This window comes from Pseudomonas lini (assembly GCF_030812475.1).
Taxonomy (GTDB): Bacteria; Pseudomonadota; Gammaproteobacteria; order Pseudomonadales; family Pseudomonadaceae; genus Aquipseudomonas; species Aquipseudomonas lini_A.
Window position 1 is genome coordinate 18,906 of the sequence record NZ_JAUSSR010000006.1, and the last position, 23,723, is coordinate 42,628.

The 23,723-nt window shown below is 59.9% G+C and carries 24 protein-coding genes; 14 read left to right on the plus strand and 10 right to left on the minus strand.

The window, feature by feature from the left end:
* The first annotated feature begins 149 nt into the window (after positions 1 to 149).
* From J2W17_RS12770 to J2W17_RS12780, 3 genes are all read left to right on the plus strand, one after another.
* On the plus strand, positions 150 to 1,208 hold the full coding sequence (locus J2W17_RS12770) for a PA0069 family radical SAM protein (protein ID WP_307334190.1): 1,059 nt from the start codon (positions 150 to 152) through the stop codon (positions 1,206 to 1,208).
* 242 nt (positions 1,209 to 1,450) lie between these two features.
* Entirely contained in the window at positions 1,451 to 2,182 is a 732-nt protein-coding gene (locus J2W17_RS12775; RefSeq protein ID WP_307334194.1) for a carbonic anhydrase, read from the plus strand.
* A gap of 83 nt (positions 2,183 to 2,265) precedes the next feature.
* On the plus strand, positions 2,266 to 3,792 hold the full coding sequence (locus J2W17_RS12780; RefSeq protein WP_307334197.1) for a SulP family inorganic anion transporter: 1,527 nt from the start codon (positions 2,266 to 2,268) through the stop codon (positions 3,790 to 3,792).
* A gap of 142 nt (positions 3,793 to 3,934) precedes the next feature.
* Here the strand turns inward: J2W17_RS12780 and J2W17_RS12785 are convergent, their stop codons facing one another.
* Positions 3,935 to 4,585, minus strand: coding sequence for a hypothetical protein (locus J2W17_RS12785; protein WP_307334200.1), 651 nt, complete (start codon positions 4,583 to 4,585; stop codon positions 3,935 to 3,937).
* A 371-nt stretch (positions 4,586 to 4,956) separates the two neighbouring features.
* Between J2W17_RS12785 and coxB the strand changes: the two genes are divergently transcribed.
* The 4 genes from coxB (at position 4,957) to J2W17_RS12805 (ending at position 9,359) form a co-directional block, all read left to right on the plus strand.
* Positions 4,957 to 6,084, plus strand: a complete 1,128-nt coding sequence (gene coxB / locus J2W17_RS12790; protein WP_307334203.1) for a cytochrome c oxidase subunit II — start codon at positions 4,957 to 4,959, stop codon at positions 6,082 to 6,084.
* An 82-nt stretch (positions 6,085 to 6,166) separates the two neighbouring features.
* On the plus strand, positions 6,167 to 7,756 hold the full coding sequence (ctaD, locus tag J2W17_RS12795) for a cytochrome c oxidase subunit I (protein WP_064675263.1): 1,590 nt from the start codon (positions 6,167 to 6,169) through the stop codon (positions 7,754 to 7,756).
* 138 nt (positions 7,757 to 7,894) lie between these two features.
* On the plus strand, positions 7,895 to 8,446 hold the full coding sequence (locus tag J2W17_RS12800) for a cytochrome c oxidase assembly protein (RefSeq protein WP_307334210.1): 552 nt from the start codon (positions 7,895 to 7,897) through the stop codon (positions 8,444 to 8,446).
* Positions 8,447 to 8,471: 25 nt separating this feature from the next.
* Complete coding sequence (locus tag J2W17_RS12805) at positions 8,472 to 9,359, plus strand: cytochrome c oxidase subunit 3 (protein WP_307334215.1); 888 nt, start codon at positions 8,472 to 8,474, stop codon at positions 9,357 to 9,359.
* Between the two features lie 71 nt (positions 9,360 to 9,430).
* Here the strand turns inward: J2W17_RS12805 and J2W17_RS12810 are convergent, their stop codons facing one another.
* Entirely contained in the window at positions 9,431 to 9,634 is a 204-nt protein-coding gene (locus tag J2W17_RS12810) for a twin transmembrane helix small protein (protein WP_008152470.1), read from the minus strand.
* A gap of 70 nt (positions 9,635 to 9,704) precedes the next feature.
* Here J2W17_RS12810 and J2W17_RS12815 point away from each other — a divergent pair, with 70 nt between their 5' ends.
* The 5 genes from J2W17_RS12815 to J2W17_RS12835 are packed head-to-tail and all read left to right on the plus strand — an operon-like array spanning position 9,705 to position 13,613.
* A complete protein-coding gene (locus J2W17_RS12815) occupies positions 9,705 to 10,445 on the plus strand; it encodes an SURF1 family protein (RefSeq protein WP_307334221.1) in 741 nt (246 codons plus the stop codon).
* A complete protein-coding gene (locus J2W17_RS12820; protein ID WP_307334224.1) occupies positions 10,411 to 11,004 on the plus strand; it encodes a hypothetical protein in 594 nt (197 codons plus the stop codon). The genes J2W17_RS12815 and J2W17_RS12820 overlap by 35 nt, the downstream gene beginning before the upstream one ends.
* 10 nt (positions 11,005 to 11,014) lie before the next feature.
* Positions 11,015 to 12,094: a COX15/CtaA family protein gene (locus tag J2W17_RS12825; protein ID WP_307334226.1), complete on the plus strand. Its 1,080-nt coding sequence runs from the start codon at positions 11,015 to 11,017 to the stop codon at positions 12,092 to 12,094.
* Entirely contained in the window at positions 12,082 to 12,981 is a 900-nt protein-coding gene (cyoE, locus tag J2W17_RS12830; protein WP_307334230.1) for a heme o synthase, read from the plus strand. Before J2W17_RS12825 ends, cyoE begins: the two co-directional genes overlap by 13 nt.
* Positions 12,978 to 13,613 (plus strand): SCO family protein, encoded by a 636-nt coding sequence (locus J2W17_RS12835; protein ID WP_307334233.1) that lies wholly within the window; start codon positions 12,978 to 12,980, stop codon positions 13,611 to 13,613. Before cyoE ends, J2W17_RS12835 begins: the two co-directional genes overlap by 4 nt.
* 187 nt (positions 13,614 to 13,800) lie before the next feature.
* Here J2W17_RS12835 and J2W17_RS12840 read toward each other — a convergent pair whose 3' ends face one another.
* From J2W17_RS12840 to J2W17_RS12850, 3 genes are all read right to left on the minus strand, one after another.
* Complete coding sequence (locus J2W17_RS12840; protein WP_307334235.1) at positions 13,801 to 14,574, minus strand: MetQ/NlpA family ABC transporter substrate-binding protein; 774 nt, start codon at positions 14,572 to 14,574, stop codon at positions 13,801 to 13,803.
* 76 nt (positions 14,575 to 14,650) lie between these two features.
* Positions 14,651 to 15,325 (minus strand): methionine ABC transporter permease, encoded by a 675-nt coding sequence (locus J2W17_RS12845; RefSeq protein WP_307334238.1) that lies wholly within the window; start codon positions 15,323 to 15,325, stop codon positions 14,651 to 14,653.
* Positions 15,325 to 16,332, minus strand: a complete 1,008-nt coding sequence (locus J2W17_RS12850) for a methionine ABC transporter ATP-binding protein (RefSeq protein WP_307334242.1) — start codon at positions 16,330 to 16,332, stop codon at positions 15,325 to 15,327. Before J2W17_RS12850 ends, J2W17_RS12845 begins: the two co-directional genes overlap by 1 nt.
* A gap of 271 nt (positions 16,333 to 16,603) precedes the next feature.
* Between J2W17_RS12850 and katE the strand changes: the two genes are divergently transcribed.
* On the plus strand, positions 16,604 to 18,745 hold the full coding sequence (katE, locus tag J2W17_RS12855; RefSeq protein WP_307334245.1) for a catalase HPII: 2,142 nt from the start codon (positions 16,604 to 16,606) through the stop codon (positions 18,743 to 18,745).
* 118 nt (positions 18,746 to 18,863) lie between these two features.
* Here the strand turns inward: katE and J2W17_RS12860 are convergent, their stop codons facing one another.
* The 4 genes from J2W17_RS12860 to zur are packed head-to-tail and all read right to left on the minus strand — an operon-like array spanning position 18,864 to position 21,660.
* The gene (locus J2W17_RS12860) at positions 18,864 to 19,580 is read right to left on the minus strand and encodes a PA5502 family lipoprotein (RefSeq protein ID WP_307334249.1); all 717 of its coding nucleotides are present in this window, start codon (positions 19,578 to 19,580) and stop codon (positions 18,864 to 18,866) included.
* A gap of 37 nt (positions 19,581 to 19,617) precedes the next feature.
* Positions 19,618 to 20,406 carry a zinc ABC transporter permease subunit ZnuB gene (gene znuB, locus J2W17_RS12865; RefSeq protein ID WP_307334252.1) on the minus strand — a complete coding sequence of 263 codons (789 nt, stop codon included), beginning with the start codon at positions 20,404 to 20,406 and terminating at the stop codon, positions 19,618 to 19,620.
* Positions 20,399 to 21,178, minus strand: a complete 780-nt coding sequence (znuC, locus tag J2W17_RS12870; RefSeq protein WP_307334255.1) for a zinc ABC transporter ATP-binding protein ZnuC — start codon at positions 21,176 to 21,178, stop codon at positions 20,399 to 20,401. Before znuC ends, znuB begins: the two co-directional genes overlap by 8 nt.
* Positions 21,178 to 21,660 carry a zinc uptake transcriptional repressor Zur gene (gene zur, locus J2W17_RS12875; protein WP_307334258.1) on the minus strand — a complete coding sequence of 161 codons (483 nt, stop codon included), beginning with the start codon at positions 21,658 to 21,660 and terminating at the stop codon, positions 21,178 to 21,180. The genes znuC and zur overlap by 1 nt, the downstream gene beginning before the upstream one ends.
* Positions 21,661 to 21,726: 66 nt before the next feature.
* Here zur and J2W17_RS12880 point away from each other — a divergent pair, with 66 nt between their 5' ends.
* Positions 21,727 to 22,647: a zinc ABC transporter substrate-binding protein gene (locus J2W17_RS12880; protein WP_307334261.1), complete on the plus strand. Its 921-nt coding sequence runs from the start codon at positions 21,727 to 21,729 to the stop codon at positions 22,645 to 22,647.
* 118 nt (positions 22,648 to 22,765) lie between these two features.
* Here the strand turns inward: J2W17_RS12880 and J2W17_RS12885 are convergent, their stop codons facing one another.
* Entirely contained in the window at positions 22,766 to 23,716 is a 951-nt protein-coding gene (locus J2W17_RS12885; RefSeq protein WP_307334265.1) for a homoserine kinase, read from the minus strand.
* Between the last annotated feature and the right edge of the window lie 7 nt (positions 23,717 to 23,723).

A 23,723-nucleotide genomic window follows, 5' to 3' on the forward strand; every position in this document is an offset into this window, starting at 1 on the left:
CAAAATATTGCTCATCGTTACATGAAACTTTGAGAATTAACTTAACAAGAACAACTGACTGAAAATGAATACATCCAAGTGCCGAACGGCACTGGCGGCTTTCACTGGGCTCCTATACTGTATAGACATACAGCTAAAGGACCGCATCGATGGCTACTCCCCTACCTCCCCGCGGTCGCGGCACCGCCACCAATCCGCACAACCGCTTCGCCCAGAACCGCTCGGTGGCCGAGGATGACGGCTGGTATCAGGAAGCGCCGCTGACCCAAGGCACCGAGGTGCGGATCGAGACGGCGAAATCCATCATCACCCGCAACAACTCGCCGGACTTGCCATTCGATCGCTCGATCAACCCCTATCGCGGGTGCGAGCACGGTTGCATTTATTGTTACGCGCGGCCCAGTCACGCCTATTGGGACCTGTCACCAGGGCTGGATTTCGAAACAAAGCTGATCGCCAAGACCAATGCTGCGGATGTGTTGGAGGAACAACTCTCCAGGCGGGGCTATCAGTGTGCGCCGATCAACCTGGGCTCCAACACCGATCCCTACCAACCCATCGAGCGCGAACACAAGATCACTCGCAGAACCCTTGAAGTACTGCTGCGTTACCGCCACCCGGTAACCATCATCACCAAAGGTTCGCTGATCCTGCGCGATCTGGACCTGCTGGCCGAGCTGGCCGAACAACGGCTGGTGGCGGTGATGATCAGCCTGACCACCCTGGACGACGAGCTCAAACGCATCCTCGAACCCCGTGCGGCGGCGCCCAAGGCCCGATTGCGAGCCATTCGGGTGATGCGTGAAGCGGGAGTTCCGGTGGGTGTGTTGTGCTCGCCGATGATTCCAATGATCAACGACAGCGAACTCGAAAGCCTGCTTGCCGAAGCCCATGGAGCCGGCGCGCAAAGTGCGGCCTACATGATGTTGCGCCTGCCCCTCGAAGTGGCGCCACTGTTCGAAGAATGGCTGGCAGCCCACTATCCTCAGCGTGCAGCTCATGTCTTGAGCCTGATCCGCCAGAGTCGTGGCGGCGAGCTCTACGACAGTCGGTTCGGCAGCCGGATGCGCGGCGAAGGTCCGTTTGCCGACCTGCTGGCGCAACGTTTTGCCAAAACCATCAAACGCCTGGGGCTCAACAGGCGGGACGGTTTCGATCTGGATTGCGCAGCCTTCTGTCCGCCAGGGCGCCAGATGTCATTGATTTGAGGACAATTGGCCTATGGTTTAATAGAAGGGACCGGCCTCACATACCTTGGTCACGTTTTTTGTGACCTGGAACACAGGTACTAGAGCGTTTCATTCAGTTTCAATTAAGTTTCGGCGGCTACCTTGTTCATCGAGTGACTGACGGGTCGAGAGCCGACCTGGATGTTTTTGAAACAGCCACTGGCTTCACATCGGATAACACGGGAAAATTCCCCGACTGACTCCGCCAAAGAGGATGAATCATGAGTGACAAGGATAAACAGCCGTTGGCTGCGTCGGCTTCAGCCCAACCGGAGGCGGAAACCGCCGATGCAGCGCTGCAGCATATCGTTGACGGCTTTTTGCATTTTCATCACGAGGTTTTTCCACAGCAGGAAGAACTCTTCAAGAAACTCGCCACGGCCCAGAGCCCCAGAGCGATGTTCATCGCCTGCGCCGATTCGCGCATCGTTCCAGAGCTGATCACCCAAAGCGCCCCTGGCGATCTGTTCGTGATCCGTAACGTCGGCAATGTGGTTCCGCCGTATGGGCAAATGAATGGCGGTGTTTCCACTGCGATCGAATACGCGGTACTGGCCCTCGGCGTGCAGCACATCATTATTTGCGGACACTCCGACTGCGGGGCCATGCGTGCGGTACTCAACCCGCAAAGCCTGGAGAAGATGCCTACGGTCAAAGCCTGGTTGCGCCACGCCGAAGTGGCGAAAACCATGGTCCAGGAAAACTGTCATTGCGCTGACGAAGCCGAAAGCATGCACGTTCTCACCGAAGAGAATGTGATCGCGCAGCTGCAGCATTTGCGCACTCATCCGTCGGTGGCCTCGCGCATGGCCAACGGCCAGCTGTTTATCCATGGTTGGGTCTACAGCATCAAAACCAGCGAAATCAAGGCTTACGACGCCGATAAGGGTTGTTTCCTGCCGCTCGATGGCAGTCATCCAATTCCCGTGGCGACGCCCAAAGCGCGCTTTTAACTCCTCCTAAGTGTGGTTTAGCCGAGGCTGCCGATCGAGCAGCCTGGCTTTGCCATGCCTGAAAAAACTTCAGGAGAATCACCATGCGTGCTGCGCAACTGAAAGCTGTTCTGCCACGGGAGCTGCTGGCTTCGGTGGTTGTGTTTCTTGTGGCTTTACCCTTGTGCATGGGTATCGCTATTGCTTCGGGGTTACCGCCCGCCAAAGGTTTGATCACCGGAATCATCGGTGGCCTGGTGGTGGGTTGGCTCGCTGGATCACCTTTGCAAGTCAGCGGTCCGGCGGCAGGCCTGGCCGTTCTGGTGTTCGAACTGGTGCGTCAGCATGGCATCGCCATGCTCGGGCCGATCCTGCTGCTCGCAGGTTTTCTGCAACTGGTGGCAGGGCGTTTGAAACTGGGCTGCTGGTTTCGGGTAACGGCGCCAGCGGTGGTCTACGGCATGCTCGCCGGGATTGGCGTGCTGATCGTGCTGTCACAGATTCATGTGATGCTCGACGCCGTTCCCAAACCTTCCGGACTGGACAACCTGGCAGCCTTTCCGGCCGCTGTAGCCCAGGCCTTGCCGTCGTTTGGATGGCAGGCGGGGGTGCTCGGCCTGGCAACCATTGCAGTGATGTATCTGTGGGAAAAGTTCCGCCCGCACACCCTGCGCTTCGTTCCCGGCGCCTTGCTCGGCGTCGGCCTGGCAACAGTCGCCAGCCTGGTACTCGCATTGCAGGTCAAGCGCGTTGAGGTCCCGGCCAACCTGGCAGAAGCCATCGACTGGTTGAAACCTGCGGACCTGCTCAACCTGGCGGATCCCGCGCTGCTGATCGCAGCATTTGCAGTGGCCTTCATCGCCAGCGCCGAAACCCTGCTTTCGGCCGCTGCGGTGGACCGCATGCACAGTGGAGAACGTTCGGACTTCGATCGGGAACTGTCCGCACAGGGTGTCGGCAACATGCTCTGCGGTCTGCTCGGGGCGCTACCGATGACCGGCGTGATCGTGCGCAGTTCGGCCAACGTTCAGGCTGGCGCCACCACACGTTTTTCAACGATTTTCCATGGCCTGTGGTTGCTGGGCTTCGTACTGCTGCTTTCGAGCGTGCTGCAAAGCATCCCGGTGGCGAGCCTGGCCGGGGTTCTGGTTTATACCGGCTTCAAGCTGGTCGACCTCAAGGCGTTCCGCGGTCTCGGTCGTTATGGCCGGATGCCGATGTTCACCTACGCGGCGACCGCCTTGGCAATCATCTTCACTGATTTGCTGACCGGCGTGCTGATCGGCTTCGGCCTGACCTTGGCCAAGCTTGCCTGGAAGGCCTCACGCCTGAAAATCAGCCTGATCGATCTGCCCCGGGACGGCGAAATGGAATTGCGATTGACCGGTGCAGCCACCTTTCTCAAGGTGCCGGCGCTGACACAAGTGCTGGGGACCATTCCCGCGGGTGCAACGGTGCATGTGCCGCTCAATAACCTGAGCTACATCGATCACTCGTGCCTGGAGTTGCTTGAGGAATGGGGACGGGCCAATGCGGCCAAGGGCTCGAAACTGCTGATTGAGGCGCGGGGGTTGAAGCGCAGGTTGGAGGGGCGCTTGCGCACTACGTCCGGTGTAGGCTCAGCTACATAAATCGCCCTTTGTAGGAGCAGCCGGTCGACGCTCGATTGCTCGCGATGGATTCAAGAGCGCCGCGTTTAGCCAGTAAAAAACGCGTTATCGTTAACGACCATCGCGAGCAAGCTCGCTCCTACAGGGGCATGAAGATATTGCGTCAAGCTGCCGGTTGATCCAGCTCCAGGCCCACGCCCAGCTGGCGCGACAGGCATGGCCAGCGTTTCCATGCAGCACCGGTGTCCGGGCTGTTGAGTTTCTCTCGGTAGGCTTCCACCGACTCCAGCGCGAAACTCTCTTCGTTGAGCATCTCGTCGACGGCGTGATGCACCGCCTCATCCAGTTGGTTGGCGAATTCCTCACCGATCAAATGATGAGCAATCAGGTTGGCAACAGTCATGTCCAATGGGATCAGTGGCTGACCAAAATGCTTGATGTACAGGTCATTGACCTCTTCGACCAGGCGGTGCGCCAGATAGGCTTCATCCAGCAGGCTGTCCAGGCCAACGTGACCGGCCATGATCGCGGGGGGCTGAAGGAAGAACTGTTCGGCGATTTTCAGCACCGGCTTGATCTGCGATTCGATGCCCGCTTCCCTGGCGACTTCATTGGCTGCATCCAGCAGGTCCGGTACTTGCTCGATATACGCGGCCACAAAACGCGTCATCACGCCGTTGGCATCGACCTCTGGCAATTGGATGGCGGAGTGAAGGTGTGGCAGTTGGGTTTCCAGCTGACGAGTCAGCAGGCCGGTTTCGGCTTCGTGCTGTTGGGCTTTTTGGATCTGCTCGCGCAATGCGGCGGTGTTCATGAAAACTCCAGGGAACAAAGGCAATGAAATAGGGAAGACATAACTTAGCTGTCGTAGAAAAAATGCTAAGACGCATTTTTCATAAATGTTTCATCCTTGAGACATCTCAGTTATATCTAAGTGTGACCACTCGTCTGCATCCTTCTCCATTCGTACCCTGGAACGCAAGTCCCAGCTGTTTCACTCGATTTACGCCGCCACGTTGCGAGGTGGCAGTCGCTGTCTATACTCGGGTTGGAATGGAGTTAGCTGATGACGCCCGACTGCACACGCAGCAAGGCCTGGCAATTCAAGTTCGTAGTCTGAAAAAGCCGCTCCCTTGCCGCAGGTGAAAGCCGGCGGGATAAAAAGAACGATAAGGGGAACCCGCAATGATGCGACATCCACAAGTCTGGATGGGCCTCCTGTTGTGGTCGATTTTCAGTCCGGCACACGCCGCATGGACTGTGAATATGGCGCCTGGAGCGACTGATATCAGTCACGCAGTATTTGACCTGCACATGACCATTTTCTGGATTTGTGTAGTGATCGGCATCATCGTCTTCGGGGCCATGTTCTGGTCGATGATTCTCCACCGCCGCTCGACCGGGCAGGTGGCCGCAAAATTTCATGAAAGCACCACCGTCGAAATCCTCTGGACCATCGTGCCCTTCCTGATCCTGGTGGCCATGGCGATTCCGGCGACCGCAACCCTGATCAAGATGTACGACGCCACTGAACCGGATATCGATATCCAGGTCACGGGCTATCAGTGGAAGTGGCACTACAAATACCTGGGCCAGGACGTCGAGTTTTTCAGCAACCTGGCCACGCCCGCCGATCAGATTCACAACAAGGAAGCCAAGGGCGAGCATTACCTGCTTGAAGTCGACAAGCCCCTGGTGCTGCCGATCGGCGCCAAGGTGCGCTTCCTCGTGACCTCTGCCGACGTCATCCACTCCTGGTGGGTACCGGCTTTCGCGGTCAAGCGCGATGCGATCCCGGGGTTCGTCAACGAAGCCTGGACCCGGATCGAGAAGCCCGGCCTCTACCGCGGCCAGTGCGCCGAGCTGTGCGGCAAGGACCATGGTTTCATGCCGATCGTGGTCGAGGTCAAGGAAAAGGCCGATTACGAAAAGTGGCTGGGCGAGCGCAAGGCCGAAGCCGCGCAGCTTAAAGAGCTGACCAGCAAGGAATGGACCCTCGACGAACTCAAGGAGCGCGGCGACAAGGTCTACCACACCACGTGTGTGGCCTGTCACCAGGCCGAAGGCCAGGGCCTGCCGCCGATGTTCCCGGCGCTCAAGGGCTCGAAAATCGCCACCGGACCGATCAAGGATCACCTGAACATTGTCTTCCATGGCAAACCTGGCACGTCCATGGCTGCGTTCGGCAAGCAGCTCTCGGAAGTCGATATCGCGGCGGTCGTGACCTATGAACGTAACGCCTGGGGCAACAACAAGGGCGACATGGTCACGCCAAAAGAAGTGCTGGAGCTGAAACAGGCGGAAAGCAAATGACCCGGCCTATTGCGCATTCAAGGAACCGGTCGGGGCATCGCGCCCCGGCCCGCCCAGCCCATCTGTTTGCAGGAGACAGGCCATGAGCGCCGTTATCGATGACCACGGTCATGCCACCGACCATGCCCACGGCCCCGCCAAAGGCCTGATGCGCTGGGTGCTGACCACCAACCACAAGGATATCGGCACGCTGTACCTGTGGTTTGCATTCTCCATGTTCTTGCTCGGCGGTTCGTTCGCGATGGTGATTCGCGCCGAGCTGTTCCAGCCGGGACTGCAAATCGTCCAGCCGGAATTCTTCAACCAGATGACCACCATGCATGGTCTGGTGATGGTGTTCGGTGCGGTGATGCCGGCCTTCGTCGGCCTCGCCAACTGGATGATCCCGTTGATGATCGGCGCGCCGGACATGGCCCTGCCGCGAATGAACAACTTCAGCTTCTGGCTGCTGCCGGCGGCCTTCATCCTGCTGGTATCGACCTTGTTCACCCCCGGTGGCGGGCCGAACTTCGGCTGGACGTTCTACGCCCCGCTGTCGACGACCTACGCCCCGGAAAGCGTGACCTTCTTCATCTTCGCCATCCACTTGATGGGGATCAGTTCGATCATGGGCGCGATCAACGTGATCGCGACCATCCTCAACCTGCGCGCCCCCGGCATGACGCTGATGAAAATGCCGCTGTTCGTCTGGACCTGGCTGATCACCGCCTTCCTGCTGATTGCAGTGATGCCGGTGCTGGCCGGATGCGTGACGATGATGCTGATGGACATCCATTTCGGCACCAGCTTCTTCAGTGCGGCCGGTGGTGGTGATCCGGTGCTGTTCCAGCACGTGTTCTGGTTCTTCGGTCACCCCGAGGTGTACATCATGATCCTGCCGGCCTTCGGTGCCGTCAGCTCGATCATTCCGGCCTTCTCGCGCAAACCGCTGTTCGGCTACACCTCGATGGTCTACGCCACTGCCAGTATTGCGTTCCTGTCGTTCATCGTCTGGGCGCACCACATGTTCGTGGTCGGCATCCCGCTGGTGGGCGAGCTGTTCTTCATGTACGCCACGCTGCTGATCGCGGTGCCTACGGGGGTCAAGGTGTTCAACTGGGCGAGCACCATGTGGCAAGGTTCGCTGACCTTCGAGACGCCTATGCTGTTCGCGGTGGCGTTTGTGATCCTGTTCTCCATCGGCGGCTTCTCCGGCCTGATGCTGGCCATCGCCCCGGCGGACTTCCAGTACCAGGACACCTACTTCGTGGTCGCGCACTTCCACTACGTACTGGTGCCAGGGGCGATCTTCGGGATCTTCGCCTCGGCCTACTACTGGTTGCCGAAATGGACTGGCCACATGTACGACGAAACCCTCGGAAAGCTGCACTTCTGGTTATCGTTCATCGGCATGAACATGGCCTTCTTCCCGATGCATTTCGTGGGACTGGCGGGAATGCCCCGGCGGATTCCCGACTACAACCTGCAATTCGCCGACTTCAATATGGTGTCGTCGATTGGTGCGTTCATGTTCGGTGCCACGCAGATTTTCTTCCTGTTCATTGTGATCAAGACTATTCGTGGCGGGGAGCCTGCACCGGCCAAACCGTGGGATGGGGCCGAGGGGCTGGAGTGGAGCATTCCGTCACCGGCGCCGTATCACACGTTCACCACGCCGCCGGAAGTGAAATGAACACGCCCAACCTTGTAGGAGCAAGCTCGCTCGCGATGGTCGTCAACGATAACGCTGACAGCCTGATACCCCGCAGCGTTCTCAGGTTTTTCGCGAGCAAGCTCGCTCCTACAGGGTTTGGCGTAGAGGTTGGAAGCCATGGCTGATTCGATTTCGATGAAAAAGCTGGTCACTCGCCTGCTGTTGGTGGTGGTGGCGATGTTTATCTTCGGCTTTGCCCTGGTGCCGATCTACGACGTGATGTGCCAGGCGTTCGGCATCAATGGCAAGACCGCCGGGCAGTACGAGGGTGAACAAACGGTCGATACCTCGCGGCAAGTGCGCGTGCAGTTCCTGTCGACCAACTCCGCCGACATGTCCTGGAATTTCTACCCCAAGAGCGACGAGCTGACGGCCAACCCGGGGGCGGTGAACGAGATGATTTTCATCGCCCACAATCCGACCGACCGCCCGATGAGCGCCCAGGCAGTACCCAGCATCGCGCCCAGCAGCGCGGCGGCGTATTTCCACAAGACCGAATGCTTCTGCTTTACCCAGCAAGTGCTGCAGCCCGGTCAACGGATCGAGATGCCGGTACGGTTCATCGTTGATCGCGACATGCCCAAGGATGTGAAGCACCTCACGCTGTCCTACACGCTGTTCGACATCACCGCCCGACATCCACCGGTGGCTGTAAATACTGGCGGCTGAGCGTGCCCGATAAGGAGAACAATAAATGGCAACTCATGAGCATTATTACGTTCCGGCCCAGAGCAAATGGCCGATCATCGCCACGGTCGGCATGTTCGTCACGGTGTTCGGCCTGGCCACCTGGTTCAACGACCTGAAGGCAGCGCGGCCGGACTCCCATGGCCCCTTGATCTTTTTCGTCGGGGGCCTGTTGCTGGCTTACATGTTGTTCGGCTGGTTCGGGACAGTGATCAAGGAAAGTCGCCAAGGGTTGTACAGCGCGCAGATGGATCGCTCGTTCCGCTGGGGCATGAGCTGGTTCATCTTCTCGGAGGTGATGTTCTTCATCGCTTTCTTCGGCGCATTATTTTATGTGCGCAACGTCACAGGCCCGGCGCTGGGCGGTGAAGGTGTCAAAGGCATCGCCCACATGCTGTGGCCGGCGTTCGAATTCACCTGGCCGTTGCTGAACAACCCTGATCCGAAACTCTTCCCGGCACCCAAGGACGTGATCAGCCCCTGGGGTCTGCCTTTACTCAATACCGTGCTGCTGGTGAGTTCCAGCGTCACCGTGACCATCGCCCACCACGCTTTGAAAAGGGGCCATCGCGGCGCGCTTAAAGTCTGGCTGGCAATCACCGTGCTACTGGGCTGCGCGTTCCTCGGCTTCCAGGCCGAAGAATACATCCACGCCTACCATGAACTGGGCCTGACCCTGGGTTCGGGCATCTACGGCGCGACCTTCTTCATGCTCACCGGATTCCACGGTGCCCACGTGACCATCGGCACCATCATCCTGTTCGTGATGCTGATGCGGATCATGCGTGGGCACTTCGATAACGAGCATCAGTTTGGCTTCGAAGCGGCGAGTTGGTATTGGCACTTCGTGGACGTGGTATGGATCGGGCTGTTCGTTTTCGTCTATGTGCTCTGAAGACAGAGGCAAGCTTCAAGCGGCAAGCCTCAAGTCTGGAGCGCTTGAAGCTTGCAGCTTGTGGTTTGTAGCTACCACGGAACGTGGGACACCAGCTGGCCGCTGAAGAACCCCCAGGCAATCAAGCCGACGGTGATGGCGGCCAGAGCGACACGAACACTCAAGGCAATGACGAGGCGGTTCGAGCTGCTGTCGTCCTTGACCAGAAAAAACAGGCCGCTGAACAGGCTGACAACCGTGGCAATCAGCATCAGGACGATGGCTGCTTTGAGCATGGTGAAACTCCGGGGGAAAGGCGATGCACTTGAGTATAGCTATCGCGATTATCGACTTTCTGGCAATGCCATGAAGCGCTTCCGGCCGGGCATCGTGCCGACCCTGGTGGTCGCGCTGTTGCTGCCCATGCTGGTTTCACTCGGGTTCTGGCAGTTGAGCCGGGGCGCGGAGAAAAGCGCGCTTTTGCAAAGCTATGCCGAACGCCGGCTCGCTGAACCGATGGCCAGTACCGAGTTGCAACACACCCAGGATCCGGCCTTCCGCCGCGTTCGCCTCCACGGCCAGTTCGATGCCGCGCACAGCCTGCTGCTGGATAACCGCCAGCGCGACGGCAAGGTCGGCGTCGAACTGCTGCAACCCTTTCAGGATCAGGCTACCGGACTGTGGCTGCTGGTCAATCGCGGCTGGCTGCCGTGGCCGGACCGGCGCACCCCACCGCAATTCATCACCCCCAAAGAGGCATTGAGTCTCGACGCCTGGGTCTATGTCTCCCCCGGCGCCACTTTTCAACTTCACGCCGACCCGAACGCCACGACCTGGCCACAGCTGGTGACCGCCGTCGAGCCGGCCAGGCTCTGGACCGCGCTGGACCGTGACGGTTTTGCCTATGAACTACGCGCAGAAAGCGGCCCCGCGACTTACCAGGCCGATTGGCCGGTGGTGGCCATGGGGCCGGAAAAGCATCTGGCTTATGCCGTGCAGTGGTTCGCGATGTCGATCGCCCTGTTCGGCCTGTATCTCTATCTCGGCTGGCACAACGCAAAGGAGAAACACCATGGGAGCGGCCATGAATCCACCCAACATGTCTGAGGCGAAAACCCCACCGAGTCGGCGTAAGGGTCGCTTACAGTTGTTACTGATCCTGCTGGGGGTGATCGGCCCGATGATCCTTGCCACCGGCATGTACAAATTTCAGTTCTGGGTGCCGGAGGGCCGCAGTTATCACGGCGAGTTGATCGGCAACGGCCAGACCCGCGCGGACATCGGTGTGCAAGCGCAGGAGGAGCGCTGGCAGCTGCTGGTTACCGCCCCCAAGGCGTGTTCGGTCGATTGCCAGCAGCTGGTGTACCTGGCGCGGCAAGTCCAGATCGGCCTCGGCCGTGATGCCGGGCGCGCCAGTCACGCCCTGGCCGTGGCGCAACCGCTGAGCAGCGATTACGACGCCAGGCTGACGCGCGAGTACCCGCAACTGCAACGCTACCCCATGGACCTGACGACTTTCAGCAAGACGGCCGGGGACGCAACCGTGCCGCAGCTGTGGATCATCGACCCTCACGGCAATCTGGTGCTGCGCTACGACCCCAAGGTCAAAGGCAAAGACCTGCTCAACGACCTGCGCCATCTATTGAAACTGTCGAACATCGGATAAGGGCATCGTCATGGCCAAACCTGGATTTCGCCTCGCGCTGTTTGCCACCTTGCTGGCACTGATTGTGGTGTTGCTCGGCGCCTATACCCGCCTGACCCACGCCGGCCTTGGCTGTCCGGACTGGCCGGGGTGCTACGGCTTTATCAGCGTGCCCAACAGCGAAGCCCAACTGGCCCATGCCGAGCTGCACTTTCCCGATGCGCCTGTCGAAGCCCACAAGGGCTGGAACGAGATGGTCCATCGCTACTTCGCCGGCACTCTCGGATTGTTGATCTCGGTGTTGGCCGGCCGTGCCTGGGTACATCGGCGTCATCCTGGGCAACCGGTGAAGTTGCCGCTGTTTTTATTAGCCGTGGTGATTGCCCAGGCGGCATTCGGCATGTGGACGGTGACGCTCAAGCTCTGGCCGCAAGTGGTGACCGGGCACTTGCTCGGCGGCTTTGCGACCTTGAGCCTGTTGTTTCTGCTGACCTTGCGCCTGTCCGGCGTATTGCCGGCGCTGACGGTACCGCGTCGGTTGCAGTACTGGGCGACCGCCGGGTTGCTACTGGTCATCGGACAGATCGCTCTCGGCGGCTGGGTCAGTTCCAACTACGCGGCGGTAGCCTGCATCGACTTTCCGACTTGTCACGGGCAATGGTTGCCGCCTGCCGACTTTGCCAACGGCTTTCACCTGACTCAGCACATTGGCCCCAATTACCTCGGCGGACAACTGGACAGCGATGCCCGCACCGCGATTCACCTGACTCACCGTATCGGTGCCCTGCTGGTAACGCTGGTTTTGCTCGGGCTGGCATGGCAACTGAAGATGGTCGGCATGACGCGCCTGGCCGGGCTGGTACTGACAGCCCTCGCCGCACAAATCACCCTTGGTATCAGCAACGTGCTGTTTCACCTGCCACTGCCGGTGGCGGTCGCTCACAACGCCGGCGGCGCGGCACTCTTGCTGACATTGGTATTGGTCAACTATCACGCGCGGACCAGTCTGGTTCGGGTCAAGCAGCAAACCCCTGCACGCTGGCGCTTCAGCCCGCGTAGACATTCGGCCGGGCCCATAACAATAAAAGGAGAGATGCCATGGCGATTCTGACCGGCGAACGTCATCGCCAGGCAATCTGGCGCGACTACCTGGAGCTGACCAAGCCGAAAGTGGTGGTGCTGATGCTGATCACCTCGCTCGTCGGCATGTTCCTCGCGACCCGCGCAGGGGTGCCATGGACAGTGCTGGTGTTCGGCAACCTGGGGATCGCCCTGTGTGCCGGCGGTGCGGCGGCGGTCAACCACGTCGTGGACCGCCGGATCGATGCGGTCATGGCGCGCACTCATAAACGGCCATTGGCCGAGGGCCGGGTATCACCGGCTGCCGCACTGACGTTTGCCCTGGTCCTTGCGGTGCTTGGCCAAGCCATTTTGCTCGCCTTCACCAACCCATTGACCGCGTGGCTGACCCTCGCGTCATTGCTCGGTTATGCCGTGGTCTACACCGGCTTCCTTAAACGCGCGACGCCGCAGAACATCGTCATCGGCGGACTGGCCGGCGCCGCCCCGCCCCTGCTCGGCTGGACCGCCGCCACCGGCCACGTCAGCGCCGAACCCCTGTTGCTGGTGCTGATCATCTTCGCCTGGACCCCGCCGCACTTCTGGGCCCTGGCCATTCACCGCAAAGAGGAGTACGCCAAAGCCGACATCCCGATGCTGCCGGTGACCCACGGCGAGCACTACACCAAGGTCCACATCCTGCTTTACACCTTTGCGCTGCTGGCCGTTAGCCTGATGCCTTATGTGATCCACATGAGCGGCATCCTCTACCTGATTTGCGCACTGGGCCTGGGCGCGAGGTTTCTGCAATGGGCCGTGGTGCTGTACCGTGGCACTCGGCCGCACGCGGCGATCAACACCTTCAAGTACTCTATCTACTACTTGTTCCTGCTGTTTATCGCGCTGCTCGTAGACCACTACTTACTGTTGAACCTATGACTCGAACCCAGAAAACCGTCTTCATCCTCGTCGCCCTGATCGCGCTGGTCCTGGGGCTGACCATCAACAAAGTCCTGTCCGGCAAAGGCCAAGGGGACCCGACGGCACTGATCGATGCCGGGATCATCCTGCTGCCGCAAAGCCGCAACCTGCCGGATGTGACGATGACCGACCAGGACGGCAAGCCAGTGTCGGTCAACGAGCTCAAAGGCAAATGGTCGCTGCTGTTCTTCGGCTACACCTTCTGCCCGGACATCTGCCCGACCACCCTCGCCCAGCTGCGCCAGATCAAGAGCGAACTGCCGCCTGAGGCCGTGGACAAGCTGCAGATCGTGCTGATCAGCGTCGACCCGAACCGCGACACGCCCAAGCAGCTCAAGCAATACCTGGGCTACTTCGATCCTCAATTCATAGGGCTGACGGCGTCATCGGTCGAAGACATTCAGAAGCTGGCCAATGCGGTGAGCATCCCGTTCATTCCGGCAGACACCAGCAAGCCCAATTACACCGTCGATCACAGCGGCAATCTCGCGGTGATCGGGCCGGACGGGACGCAGCGCGGGTTTATTCGGGCGCCGTTGAATAATGTGAAGTTGGTAGCGCAGTTGCCGGTGATGCTTAACCGCAAATAAAAGCGCCACAAACCTCTGTAGGAGCGAGCCTGCTCGCGATGGTCGTTAACGATAACGCTGGAGGCCTGACACCCCGCGTTATCGTTGGCGACCATCGCGAGCGGGCTCGCTCCCACAGGGGGCCGTGTTTCAGGCATAAAAAAATGGGGCGCATTCAATGCGCCCCATTTTTCGTTAAAGCCTCAGATCAGAACGCCGGCACTACCGCGCCTTTGTACTTCTCGAGAATGAAGGCTTTCACTTCTGGGCTGTGCAAGGCAGCGACCAGCTTCTTCATCGCTTCGCTGTCCTTGTCGTCCGGACGAGATACCAGGATGTTCACGTACGGCGAATCGCTGCCTTCGATAACCAGCGCATCCTTGGCCGGATCGAGCTTGGCCTCCAAGGCGTAGTTGGTGTTGATCAGCGCCAGGTCGACCTGGGTCAGCACGCGGGGGATGGTCGCGGCTTCCAGTTCGCGAAATTTCAGGTCCTTGGTGTTTTCGGTAATGTCCTTCACAGTCGACAGGATGTTGTTCGAATCCTTCAACTTGATCAGGCCGGCCTTCGCCAGCAGCAACAGCGCACGGCCGCCATTGGTGGCATCGTTCGGGATCACTACGTTGGCGCCGCCTGGCAGTTCGGTCAGCGCCTTGTACTTGCTGGAGTAGGCACCCAATGGCTCCAGGTGGACGCCGGTCACGGCCACCAGGTTGGTGGTCTTGGCCTTGTTGAATTCATCGAGGTACGGCTGGTGCTGGAAGAAGTTGGCGTCCAGACGCTTCTCGGCCACCTGCACGTTCGGCTGGATGTAGTCGGTGAACACCTTGACCCTCAGGTCCACGCCTTCCTTGGCCAGGGCCGGTTTGACGAATTCGAGGATTTCCGCGTGCGGGACCGGGGTGGCAGCAACGGTCAGTGTGTCGGCAGCGTGGGCGGAAAAGGCTGCAACGGCAGCGAATGCGGCGAGTAGTTTTTTCATTCAGCTAACTCCATGTGAGACGCCTGTCTTCGGCGCCTGCCAGCGAATGGCCGGCTCATGCATTTAATTAAAAAGCTTATTTACGAGAAAAGTGTACGACCAGCTTGTCGCCAACGGTTTGTAGCACTTGCACCAGCACCAGCAGCAACACCACGGTGACCACCATCACATCGGTCTGGAAACGCTGGTAACCGAAACGGATCGCCAGATCGCCCAGGCCGCCAGCGCCAACCACACCGGCCATCGCCGTGTAGGACACCAGGGTAATGGCCGTTACGGTAATCGCCGCGAAGATGCCCGGGCGAGCTTCCGGCAGCAAAGCATTGGTGATGATCTGCCGCGTCGTCGCGCCCATCGCCTGAGTCGCCTCGATGATGCCGCGATCCACTTCACGCAAAGCGGTTTCCACCAGTCGCGCGAAGAACGGCGTGGCGCCTACCACCAGCGGTGGAATCGCACCGGCGACCCCCAGCGAAGTGCCGGTGATCAATACCGTGAACGGAATCATCACGATCAACAGAATGATGAACGGCAGCGAACGCAGGATGTTCACCACCAGCGACAACATTGCATAGACGCCCTTGGCTTCCAGCAATTGACGCGGGCTGCAGAGGAACAGCAATACGCCCAACGGCAGGCCCAGCAGCACGGTGAACAACAGCGAACCGAAGAGCATCAGCAAGGTATCGCCGGTGGCCAGCCAGATCTCGAACCAGTCGATATTGGCGAAGAAACTTGTCAGGACTTCCATTAGCGCAGGACCTCCATGTGGACGTCGGCTGCGGTGAAGTGAGCGAACGCCGCTTCCATGTCGCCGCCGGTCACGGCCAGGGTCAATTGCCCGTAGGGAACGTCTTTGATGCGGTCGATGCGCCCGGCCAGGATGCTGTAGTCGACACCGGTTTCCCGAGCGACGGTCCCCAGCAATGGCGCGTAGGTCGCTTCGCCCTGGAAGGTCAGGCGCACGATGCGACCCGGTACGTGAGCGAAATCATCGCGCTGTTCACTTTCATCGATCTGCTCGTCTTCTTGCACAAAGCGTTTGGTCGTCGGGTGCTTGGGATGCAGGAACACCTCGGCCACCGAACCTTGCTCGACGATCACCCCGGCGTCCATCACCGCCACCTGGTCACAAACCCGGCGGATCACGTCCATTTCGTGGGTAATCAGAACGATGGTCAACTTCAGCTCGCGATTGATCTCGGCCAGCAATTGCAGGACCGATGCGGTGGTCTGCGGGTCAAGAGCGCTGGTCGCCTCGTCGCACAGCAGGATTTTCGGCTTGGTTGCCAAGGCACGGGCGATGCCGACGCGCTGCTTCTGGCCGCCAGACAATTGCGCCGGGTACTTTTTCGCGTGGTCCGACAAGCCCACTCGCGCCAGCAATTCGGCCACACGCCGATCGATCTCGGTGCGGGACAGTTCACCGGCCAGCGTCAGTGGCAGCGCGACGTTGTCGGCCACGGTCTTGGACGCGAGCAGGTTGAAGTGCTGGAAAATCATCCCAACCTGCTGACGGAAGCGCCGCAGGCTGTTGGCATCAAGCGCGGTGACTTCTTCGCCATCGACAAAGATCTTGCCGCCGCTGGAGTTTTCCAGGCGATTGATCAAGCGCAGCAGGGTACTTTTTCCCGCGCCGGAGTGGCCGATCAGGCCGAATACCTGACCGTTTTCAATCGTCAGACTGGTCGGGTGCAGGGCGGGAATATCCTTACCGGCGACGCGGTAGGTTTTGTGGACGTTTTGAAACTCGATCACGTAGCGAACCTTGTGGGGCGCGTTAGAAAAGGATCAGCGGATAGCCGGGCGCGCATTTTAGCCTGTCTGTATAGAGGTTCTTAGCATTTATTTCGCTTTCATCCTGTCATTTGGCAATAACGCGATCAAAGGTAAGAAAAAAGGAACGGCTAAAAATGTCACCAGTCACTAATTAAGCAACTCGAAAACGCCCCCGGTAGCCGTGCCTGGGGATATCGCCCAAGAGTCCTGGTTACGACGGACGGGAATTGAAACGAGGAGTTTACGACTGATGAGCACTAAAAAGCCTGCCGCCCCCAAAAGCGCACTGGCCGGGACCGATACCCTGGACCGCGGCAACACCAACGCCAAGCTCGAAAGCCTGGAAAAATTCCGCTCCGATGCCACTGAACAGGCCCTGCGCACCAATCAGGGGGTGAAGGTCTCGGACAACCAGAACACGTTGAAAGTCGGCGACCGCGGGCCGTCGTTGCTGGAAGACTTCATCATGCGTGAAAAGATCACGCATTTTGACCATGAGCGCATTCCCGAACGCATCGTGCATGCCCGCGGGACCGGTGCCCATGGTTACTTTCAGTCATACGAAAACCATTCGGTGCTGACCAAGGCCGGCTTTCTGCAAGACCCCGCCAAACAGACCCCGGTGTTCGTGCGCTTTTCCACGGTGCAGGGCCCTCGCGGGTCGGGCGATACCGTGCGCGACGTACGGGGTTTCGCCGTGAAGTTCTTCACCGACGAAGGCAACTTCGACCTGGTGGGCAACAACATGCCGGTGTTCTTCATTCAGGATGCCATCAAGTTTCCGGATTTCGTGCACGCGGTGAAACCCGAGCCCCACAACGAGATTCCCACCGGCGGTTCGGCTCACGACACATTCTGGGACTTCGTATCGCTGGTACCGGAATCGGCGCACATGGTGATGTGGGCCATGTCTGACCGGGCGATTCCGAAGAGCCTGCGCAGCATGCAGGGTTTTGGCGTGCACACCTTCCGCCTGATCAACGCTGAAGGTAAATCGCGCTTCGTCAAATTCCACTGGCGCCCTGCCGCCGGGACCTGCTCGTTGGTTTGGGATGAAGCGCAGAAGCTCGCCGGCAAAGATACCGACTACCATCGTCGCGATCTGTGGGAGTCGATCGAGATGGGCGATTACCCGGAATGGGAGCTGGGCGTGCAGGTAGTCGAAGAGGAAAACGAGCACACCTTCGATTTCGACTTGCTCGACCCGACCAAGATCATTCCTGAAGAAACCGTACCGATTACCCCGCTGGGTAAAATGGTGCTCAACCGCAACCCGGACAACTTCTTCGCCGAAACCGAGCAGGTCGCGTTCTGTCCCGGGCATATCGTGCCGGGAATCGACTTCTCCAACGATCCACTGCTGCAAGGGCGACTGTTTTCCTACACCGATACGCAGATCAGCCGACTTGGTGGACCGAATTTTCACGAGATCCCGATCAACCGTCCGGTTGCACCCTTCCACAATGGTCAGCGGGATGCGCTACACCGCACCACCATCGACAGGGGCCGTGCCTCCTACGAGCCGAACTCCATTGACGGCGGCTGGCCGAAAGAAACCCCGCCCGCCGCACAAGACGGTGGCTTCGAAACCCATCCGGAGCGCATCGATGCGAACAAGATCCGCCAGCGCAGCGAATCGTTCGGCGACCACTTCTCCCAGGCGCGGCTGTTCTTTCACAGCATGAGCAAGCACGAGCAAGAGCACATCATTGCCGCTTACAGCTTTGAATTGGGCAAGGTCGAGCGTGAGCACATCCGCGCGCGGGAGGTGAATGAGATCCTTGCCAACATCGATCTGGAGCTGGCCAAGCGCGTCGCGCAGAACCTTGGCCTGCCAGCGCCGAAAGCCGGAACGGTCGATGTACCGAAAATTTCCCTGGATCGCTCGCCGGCCTTGAGCCAGGCCAACTTGCTGCCGGGCGATATCAAGACTCGAAAAGTCGCGATCCTGGCGGCCAATGGCGTCGACGGTGCGGCGATCGATGCGATGAAAGCGGCGTTGAAGGCTGAAGGCGCACACGCAAAACTGCTCGGCCCTACGTCGGCACCGGTGACAACTGCCGATGGCAAGGCGCTGCCGGTGGATGCGTCGATGGAAGGTTTGCCATCTATCGCGTTCGATGCGGTATTCGTGCCCGGTGGCGCGGCGTCGATCAAGGCGTTGAGCACTGATGGCGTGGCGTTGCATTACCTGCTTGAGGCATACAAACACTTGAAGGCGATTGCGTTGCATGGCGAGGCCAAGCAGTTGCTGGATGTGTTGAAGCTGGAGGTGGATGCGGGATTGATCGTGGAGAAGGATGCCGCCAAGTTGACCAAGCCGTTTTTTGCCGCGATCGGGCAGCATCGGGTGTGGGATCGGGAGCCTAAGGCCAAGGCGATTCCGGCTTAAGGTTTTGTATCGATAGAGAGGACGCCTTCGCGAGCAGGCTCGCTCCCACAATGATTGGGTTGACCACCTATCTGTGGTCACCCCATAACCTGTGGGAGCGAGCCTGCTCGCGAAGCTTTTAGGGCTTACGCGGGCTCAGAACGATCTGCGCCGGAATGTTACGCAAAATCTGCTTTTCCAGATTCAGATCAAACCCCGAATCCAGCTTCTTCACCCGCTTGGTCAGCAAGGTGGCCAACCAGGGATAATCCTGGGTGCGCGGCGCCTGAATGCTGACGTCGCACTGATAATTCACCACATCGGCTGCGATGGCATCCAGTTGCCGACGAAGTTTTGTCATGTCCGTAAGGTTAAGCGCCACCGTGGTGCTTTCCGCCGTCGGGTCGATGACTTTGGCCTGCGGCTTGGCTTCGGCCGCCATGAGCGCCGCTTCAGCCCTGTCCAGCTCCGCTTTGCGGGCATTGACGATCGCGTTGTTGACCCCACCGGTCAGCGCTGGAGCCTTGGGCATCAACACCCGGGCGCGACTCAGGGCAGTGGCGGCAGCGTTCACATCACCTTTTTGCAGCACGATCTGGCTGCGGCGCAGATAGGCTTCGGCCAGTTGGCGCTGATATTGCTCAAGGGACTGATCGTTGGGCGACTCGGCCTGCAAGGCGGCCAGCTGACCTTCCGCAGTGGCCAATTCGCTGCTGGCGAGGCTTTGTTCCAGCTGTGCAATGGCCGTTGCCCGGGCATCGGTAGGCTCGGTGGCCGCCGGTGGCGTGCTTTGGCAAGCGCCCAGCAGCAAGGAAAATGCGACAAGGAGCAGATAACGGGAGGCGAACGGCTTCATTCCTGCGACTCTCTATTTGCGCAAAAAACGAGCAAGTCTACACCCCTCGACGGGGCAGGACAAAACTCAGCAGAAACAGTGCGGCGGCCACCACCACAATCGACGGGCCCGCCGGAGTGTCCTTGAACCACGACAGCGCCAACCCGCCACAGACCGCGAGCATGCCCAGCAGGCTCGCGCCCAGTGCCATCTGCTCCGGTGACCGGGCGTGACGCTGCGCCGCGGCCGCCGGAATGATCAGCAGCGAAGTGATCAGCAATACACCGACGATCTTCATCGCCACCGCAATGACTACGGCGATCAACAGCATCAGGGCCAGGCGCAACGCCGCGACCGGCAATCCTTCCACCTTGGCCAGCTCTTCATGGACCGTGATCGCCAACATTGGCCGCCACAACGTCACCAGCAAGGCCAGCACCCCCGCACTGCCGCCGAGTATCCAGGCCAGGTCGGTGGGACTGATCGCCAGCAGGTCGCCGAACAGATAGGCCATCAGGTCGATCCGCACTTCATGCATGAAGCTTAGTACCACCAGGCCTAAAGAGAGGGTGCTCGGTGCGAGAATTCCCAACAGCGTGTCGGACGCCAGCGGCTGGCGCTGTTGCAAGGTCACCAGCAACACGGCCAACAGCAGACAACCTGCGGTAACCGCAACAGTCGGGCTCACATCCAGCAAAAAGCCCAGCGCCACGCCGAGCAGTGCGGCATGGGACAGGGTGTCGCCGAAATAGGCCATGCGCCGCCAGACCACGAACGATCCCAATGGGCCTGCGACCAGCGCCAGGGCCAGACCTGCAAGCAGGGCGTAAAGCAGAAAATCAGCCATGCTTGCAGCTATCTCCGTGAACGTGGGCCGTCGAAGCCGCGGTGACCACTGAACCATGCAGGTCATGGGCGTGGTCGTGATGGTGGTGGTAAATCGCCAGGCTTTGCGCGTTTTTGCCGAACAGCTCGACGAAAGCCGGGTCGCCGCTGACCTGCTCGGGATGTCCGGAGCAGCAGACGTGACGATTCAGGCAGACCACTTGGTCGGTAGTGCTCATGACCAGGTGCAAATCATGGGACACCATCAACACCCCGCAACCGTGACGGTCGCGCAACCGGGTGATCAGGCTGTAGAGCTCGGCCTGACCGGCGACGTCCACGCCTTGCACCGGCTCGTCGAGCACCAGCAGTTCCGGCTCACGCAGCAATGCCCGGGCCAGCAGCACGCGCTGCATTTCACCACCAGAAACACTTTGCACCGGGCTGTCGATCACCTGCTCGGCGCCAACTTCCTTGAGCGCCGCCAAGGCGCGGGCGCGATCCACCCCCGGCACCAGGCGCAAAAAACGCAGCACCGAAAGCGGCAGCGTCGGATCGACGTGCAGCTTTTGCGGCATGTAGCCGACCCGCAATTTAGGCTTGCGCCAGACGCTGCCGCTGTCCGGCTTCAGCAGGCCAAGCACGGCGCGCACCAAGGTGGTCTTGCCCGCGCCATTTGGGCCGATCAGGGTCACGATCTGCCCCGGCTCGACGCTCAGCTCGATGTTATCCAGCACGTTTTGCCCGGCGAAGGTGACGGTGACCTGTTCGAGGCGGATCAGCGCGTTGCTCATCAAGCCCCCTGGCAACCTGAACAGAGACCGACCACTTCCACGGTCTGGCCTTCGACGACGAATCCGACGTCTTTGGCGCTGCCGATGATCGCGTCGCTGATGGATGCTTGTTCAAGTTCAATGGCGGCATGGCATGCGCGGCAGATCAGGAACTGACCCTGGTGAACATGTCCCGGGTGGTTGCAACCGACGAACGAGTTCAACGAGGAAATACGGTGGACGAGGCCGTTTTCCAGCAGGAAATCCAGCGCGCGGTACACCGTAGGCGGGGCGGCGCGGCGGCCGTCCTGCTCGCTGAGCACCGCAAGTATGTCGTAGGCACCCAATGGCTTGTGGCTCTGCCAGACCAGCTCCAGCACTCGCCGACGCAAGGCAGTCAGGCGCAGCCCCTGGCGTGCGCACAGGGCATCGGCCTCGGACAATGCGCTATGAACGCAGTGAGAGTGGTCGTGGGGACGGCTGGCGATCGGTGTTTTAGGCATGAGCGGCGACGAGTTTTGTGAGAGACGTTATTATGTTACCCGTTCTCGCCTCTTCGAGTGGTCATCGTGTCCCGACTTTTTTCTATCTTTGTCGCATTTATCTCAACTTTTCTGCTGATCGGTCCGGCCCGGGCCGACGTCAAAGTCCTCACCAGCATCAAGCCGCTGCAACTGATCGCCGCGGCGGTGCAGGATGGCGTGGCGATTCCCGAAGTGCTGTTGCCGCCCGGTGCCTCGCCGCATAACTATGCCTTGCGCCCATCCGACGTGCGGAAGGTGCAATCGGTGGATCTGCTGTATTGGATCGGTCCGGACATGGAAGGCTTTCTGCCTCGGGTGCTCAATGGTCGCACGCTGCCCAGCGTCTCAGTACAACAATTGCCTGGCCTGAAACTGCGCCACTTCGCCGAGGATAACCGCTCTCACACCGAAGAAGCCGACGAGCATGACCACGATCACCGTCCCGGCAGTCTGGATGCGCATCTCTGGCTGTCGTCGGTCAATGCCCGCGTGATCGCAGCGAAAATGGCCACCGACCTGAGTGCTGCCGACCCGGCCAATGCGGTCCGCTACCAGAGCAATCTGAAGGCCTTCGATGAACGTCTGGATGCGCTGGATGTGCGGTTGAAGAAACGTCTGGCCGGCATTGAAGGCAAACCTTACTTCGTGTTCCACGAAGCCTTCGACTACTTCGAGGACACCTATGGCCTCAAGCATGCCGGCGTGTTCAGCGTCGCCGCCGAGGTCCAGCCTGGCGCCCAGCACGTCGCGGCGATGCGCACGCGGTTGCAGGAAGTCGGCAAGACCTGTGTGTTCAGCGAACCGCCGCTGCGTCCACGGCTGGCGGAAACCCTGGTGGCCGGCTTGCCGGTGAAACTGGCGGAGCTGGATGCACTGGGCGGGTATACGCCAGCGACCGCTCAGGGGTATGAGCAGATGCTGGAGAAGTTGGGGAGTGATTTGGCGGGGTGTCTGGAGTCGTTGTAACCCGGACATTTGTATCGCCGCCTTCGCGAGCAGGCTCGCTCCCACAGTTGACCGATGTGAACACAGATTTTTTGTCCACTGAAGATCCCCTGTGGGAGCGAGCCTGCTCGCGAAGCTTTTAAAGGGCGAACGGCAACGGTGTATTGACCTTTTGCCGCTGCGCCAACCGCTGCTCAAACTCCATCGGATCGTGTATCAACACATCCTGCCCGGCAAACGACTCGGCTGCGATCAACCGTGACAACCAGAATCGCACACAAGCCACCCGCAGCATGGTCGGCCACAGCTCGGCCTCTGCAGCGGTGAACGGCCGCAACGCAGCATAAGCGCCCAGCAACGCCCGCGCCCGCGGCCCGTCGATTTTCCCGTCCTCGTCCGAGCACCAGTCGTTCAAGGCAATCGCCACGTCGTAGAGCATCGGCCCCGAGCAGGCGTTGTAGAAATCGATCAAACCGGTCAGGTGCGTGCCTTCGAACATCGCGTTGTCGCGAAACAGATCCGCGTGGATGTTGGCGCGCGGCAGGGCCAGGATTTTGGTTTTCTGCCGGGTGATTTCGTCCAGCGCCCGCTGCAACAGATCGCTCTGCCCGGCAGTCAGGTGCGACAGCAACTGAGTGCCCTCCTCCTGCATCCAGTCCAGGCCGCGATCGGTCTTGCGCTTGATCATGTTGGCCTGGGTCGCCAGGTGCAGATGAGCCAGCAGTTCGCCGACCTGAGTGCAATGCTGAGCGTTGGCCTCCTTGATGTGCTTGCCGGCCAGACGCGGTTGCAACAGCGCCGGTTTGCCGGCCAGCTCGCGCAAGGCCACGCCGTCTGTGGTGCGCAGGGCGTAGGGCACCGGCAGGTCGGCGTCGTGGAGCACGTCGAGCAGCTCGATGAAGAACGGCATCTCCTGCACCGGGCCGCGCTCGACCAGGGTCAGGACAAATTCGCCCTGCTCCAGGCTGATAAAGAAATTGGTATTTTCGCTACCGGCGGCAATCCCCTGGAAATCAAGCAGGCGGCCGAGCCCGTATGGGGCGAGAAAGGTTTCCAGCTCGGGCCGAGCCAGCGGGGTAAACACAGACATGGTTAAA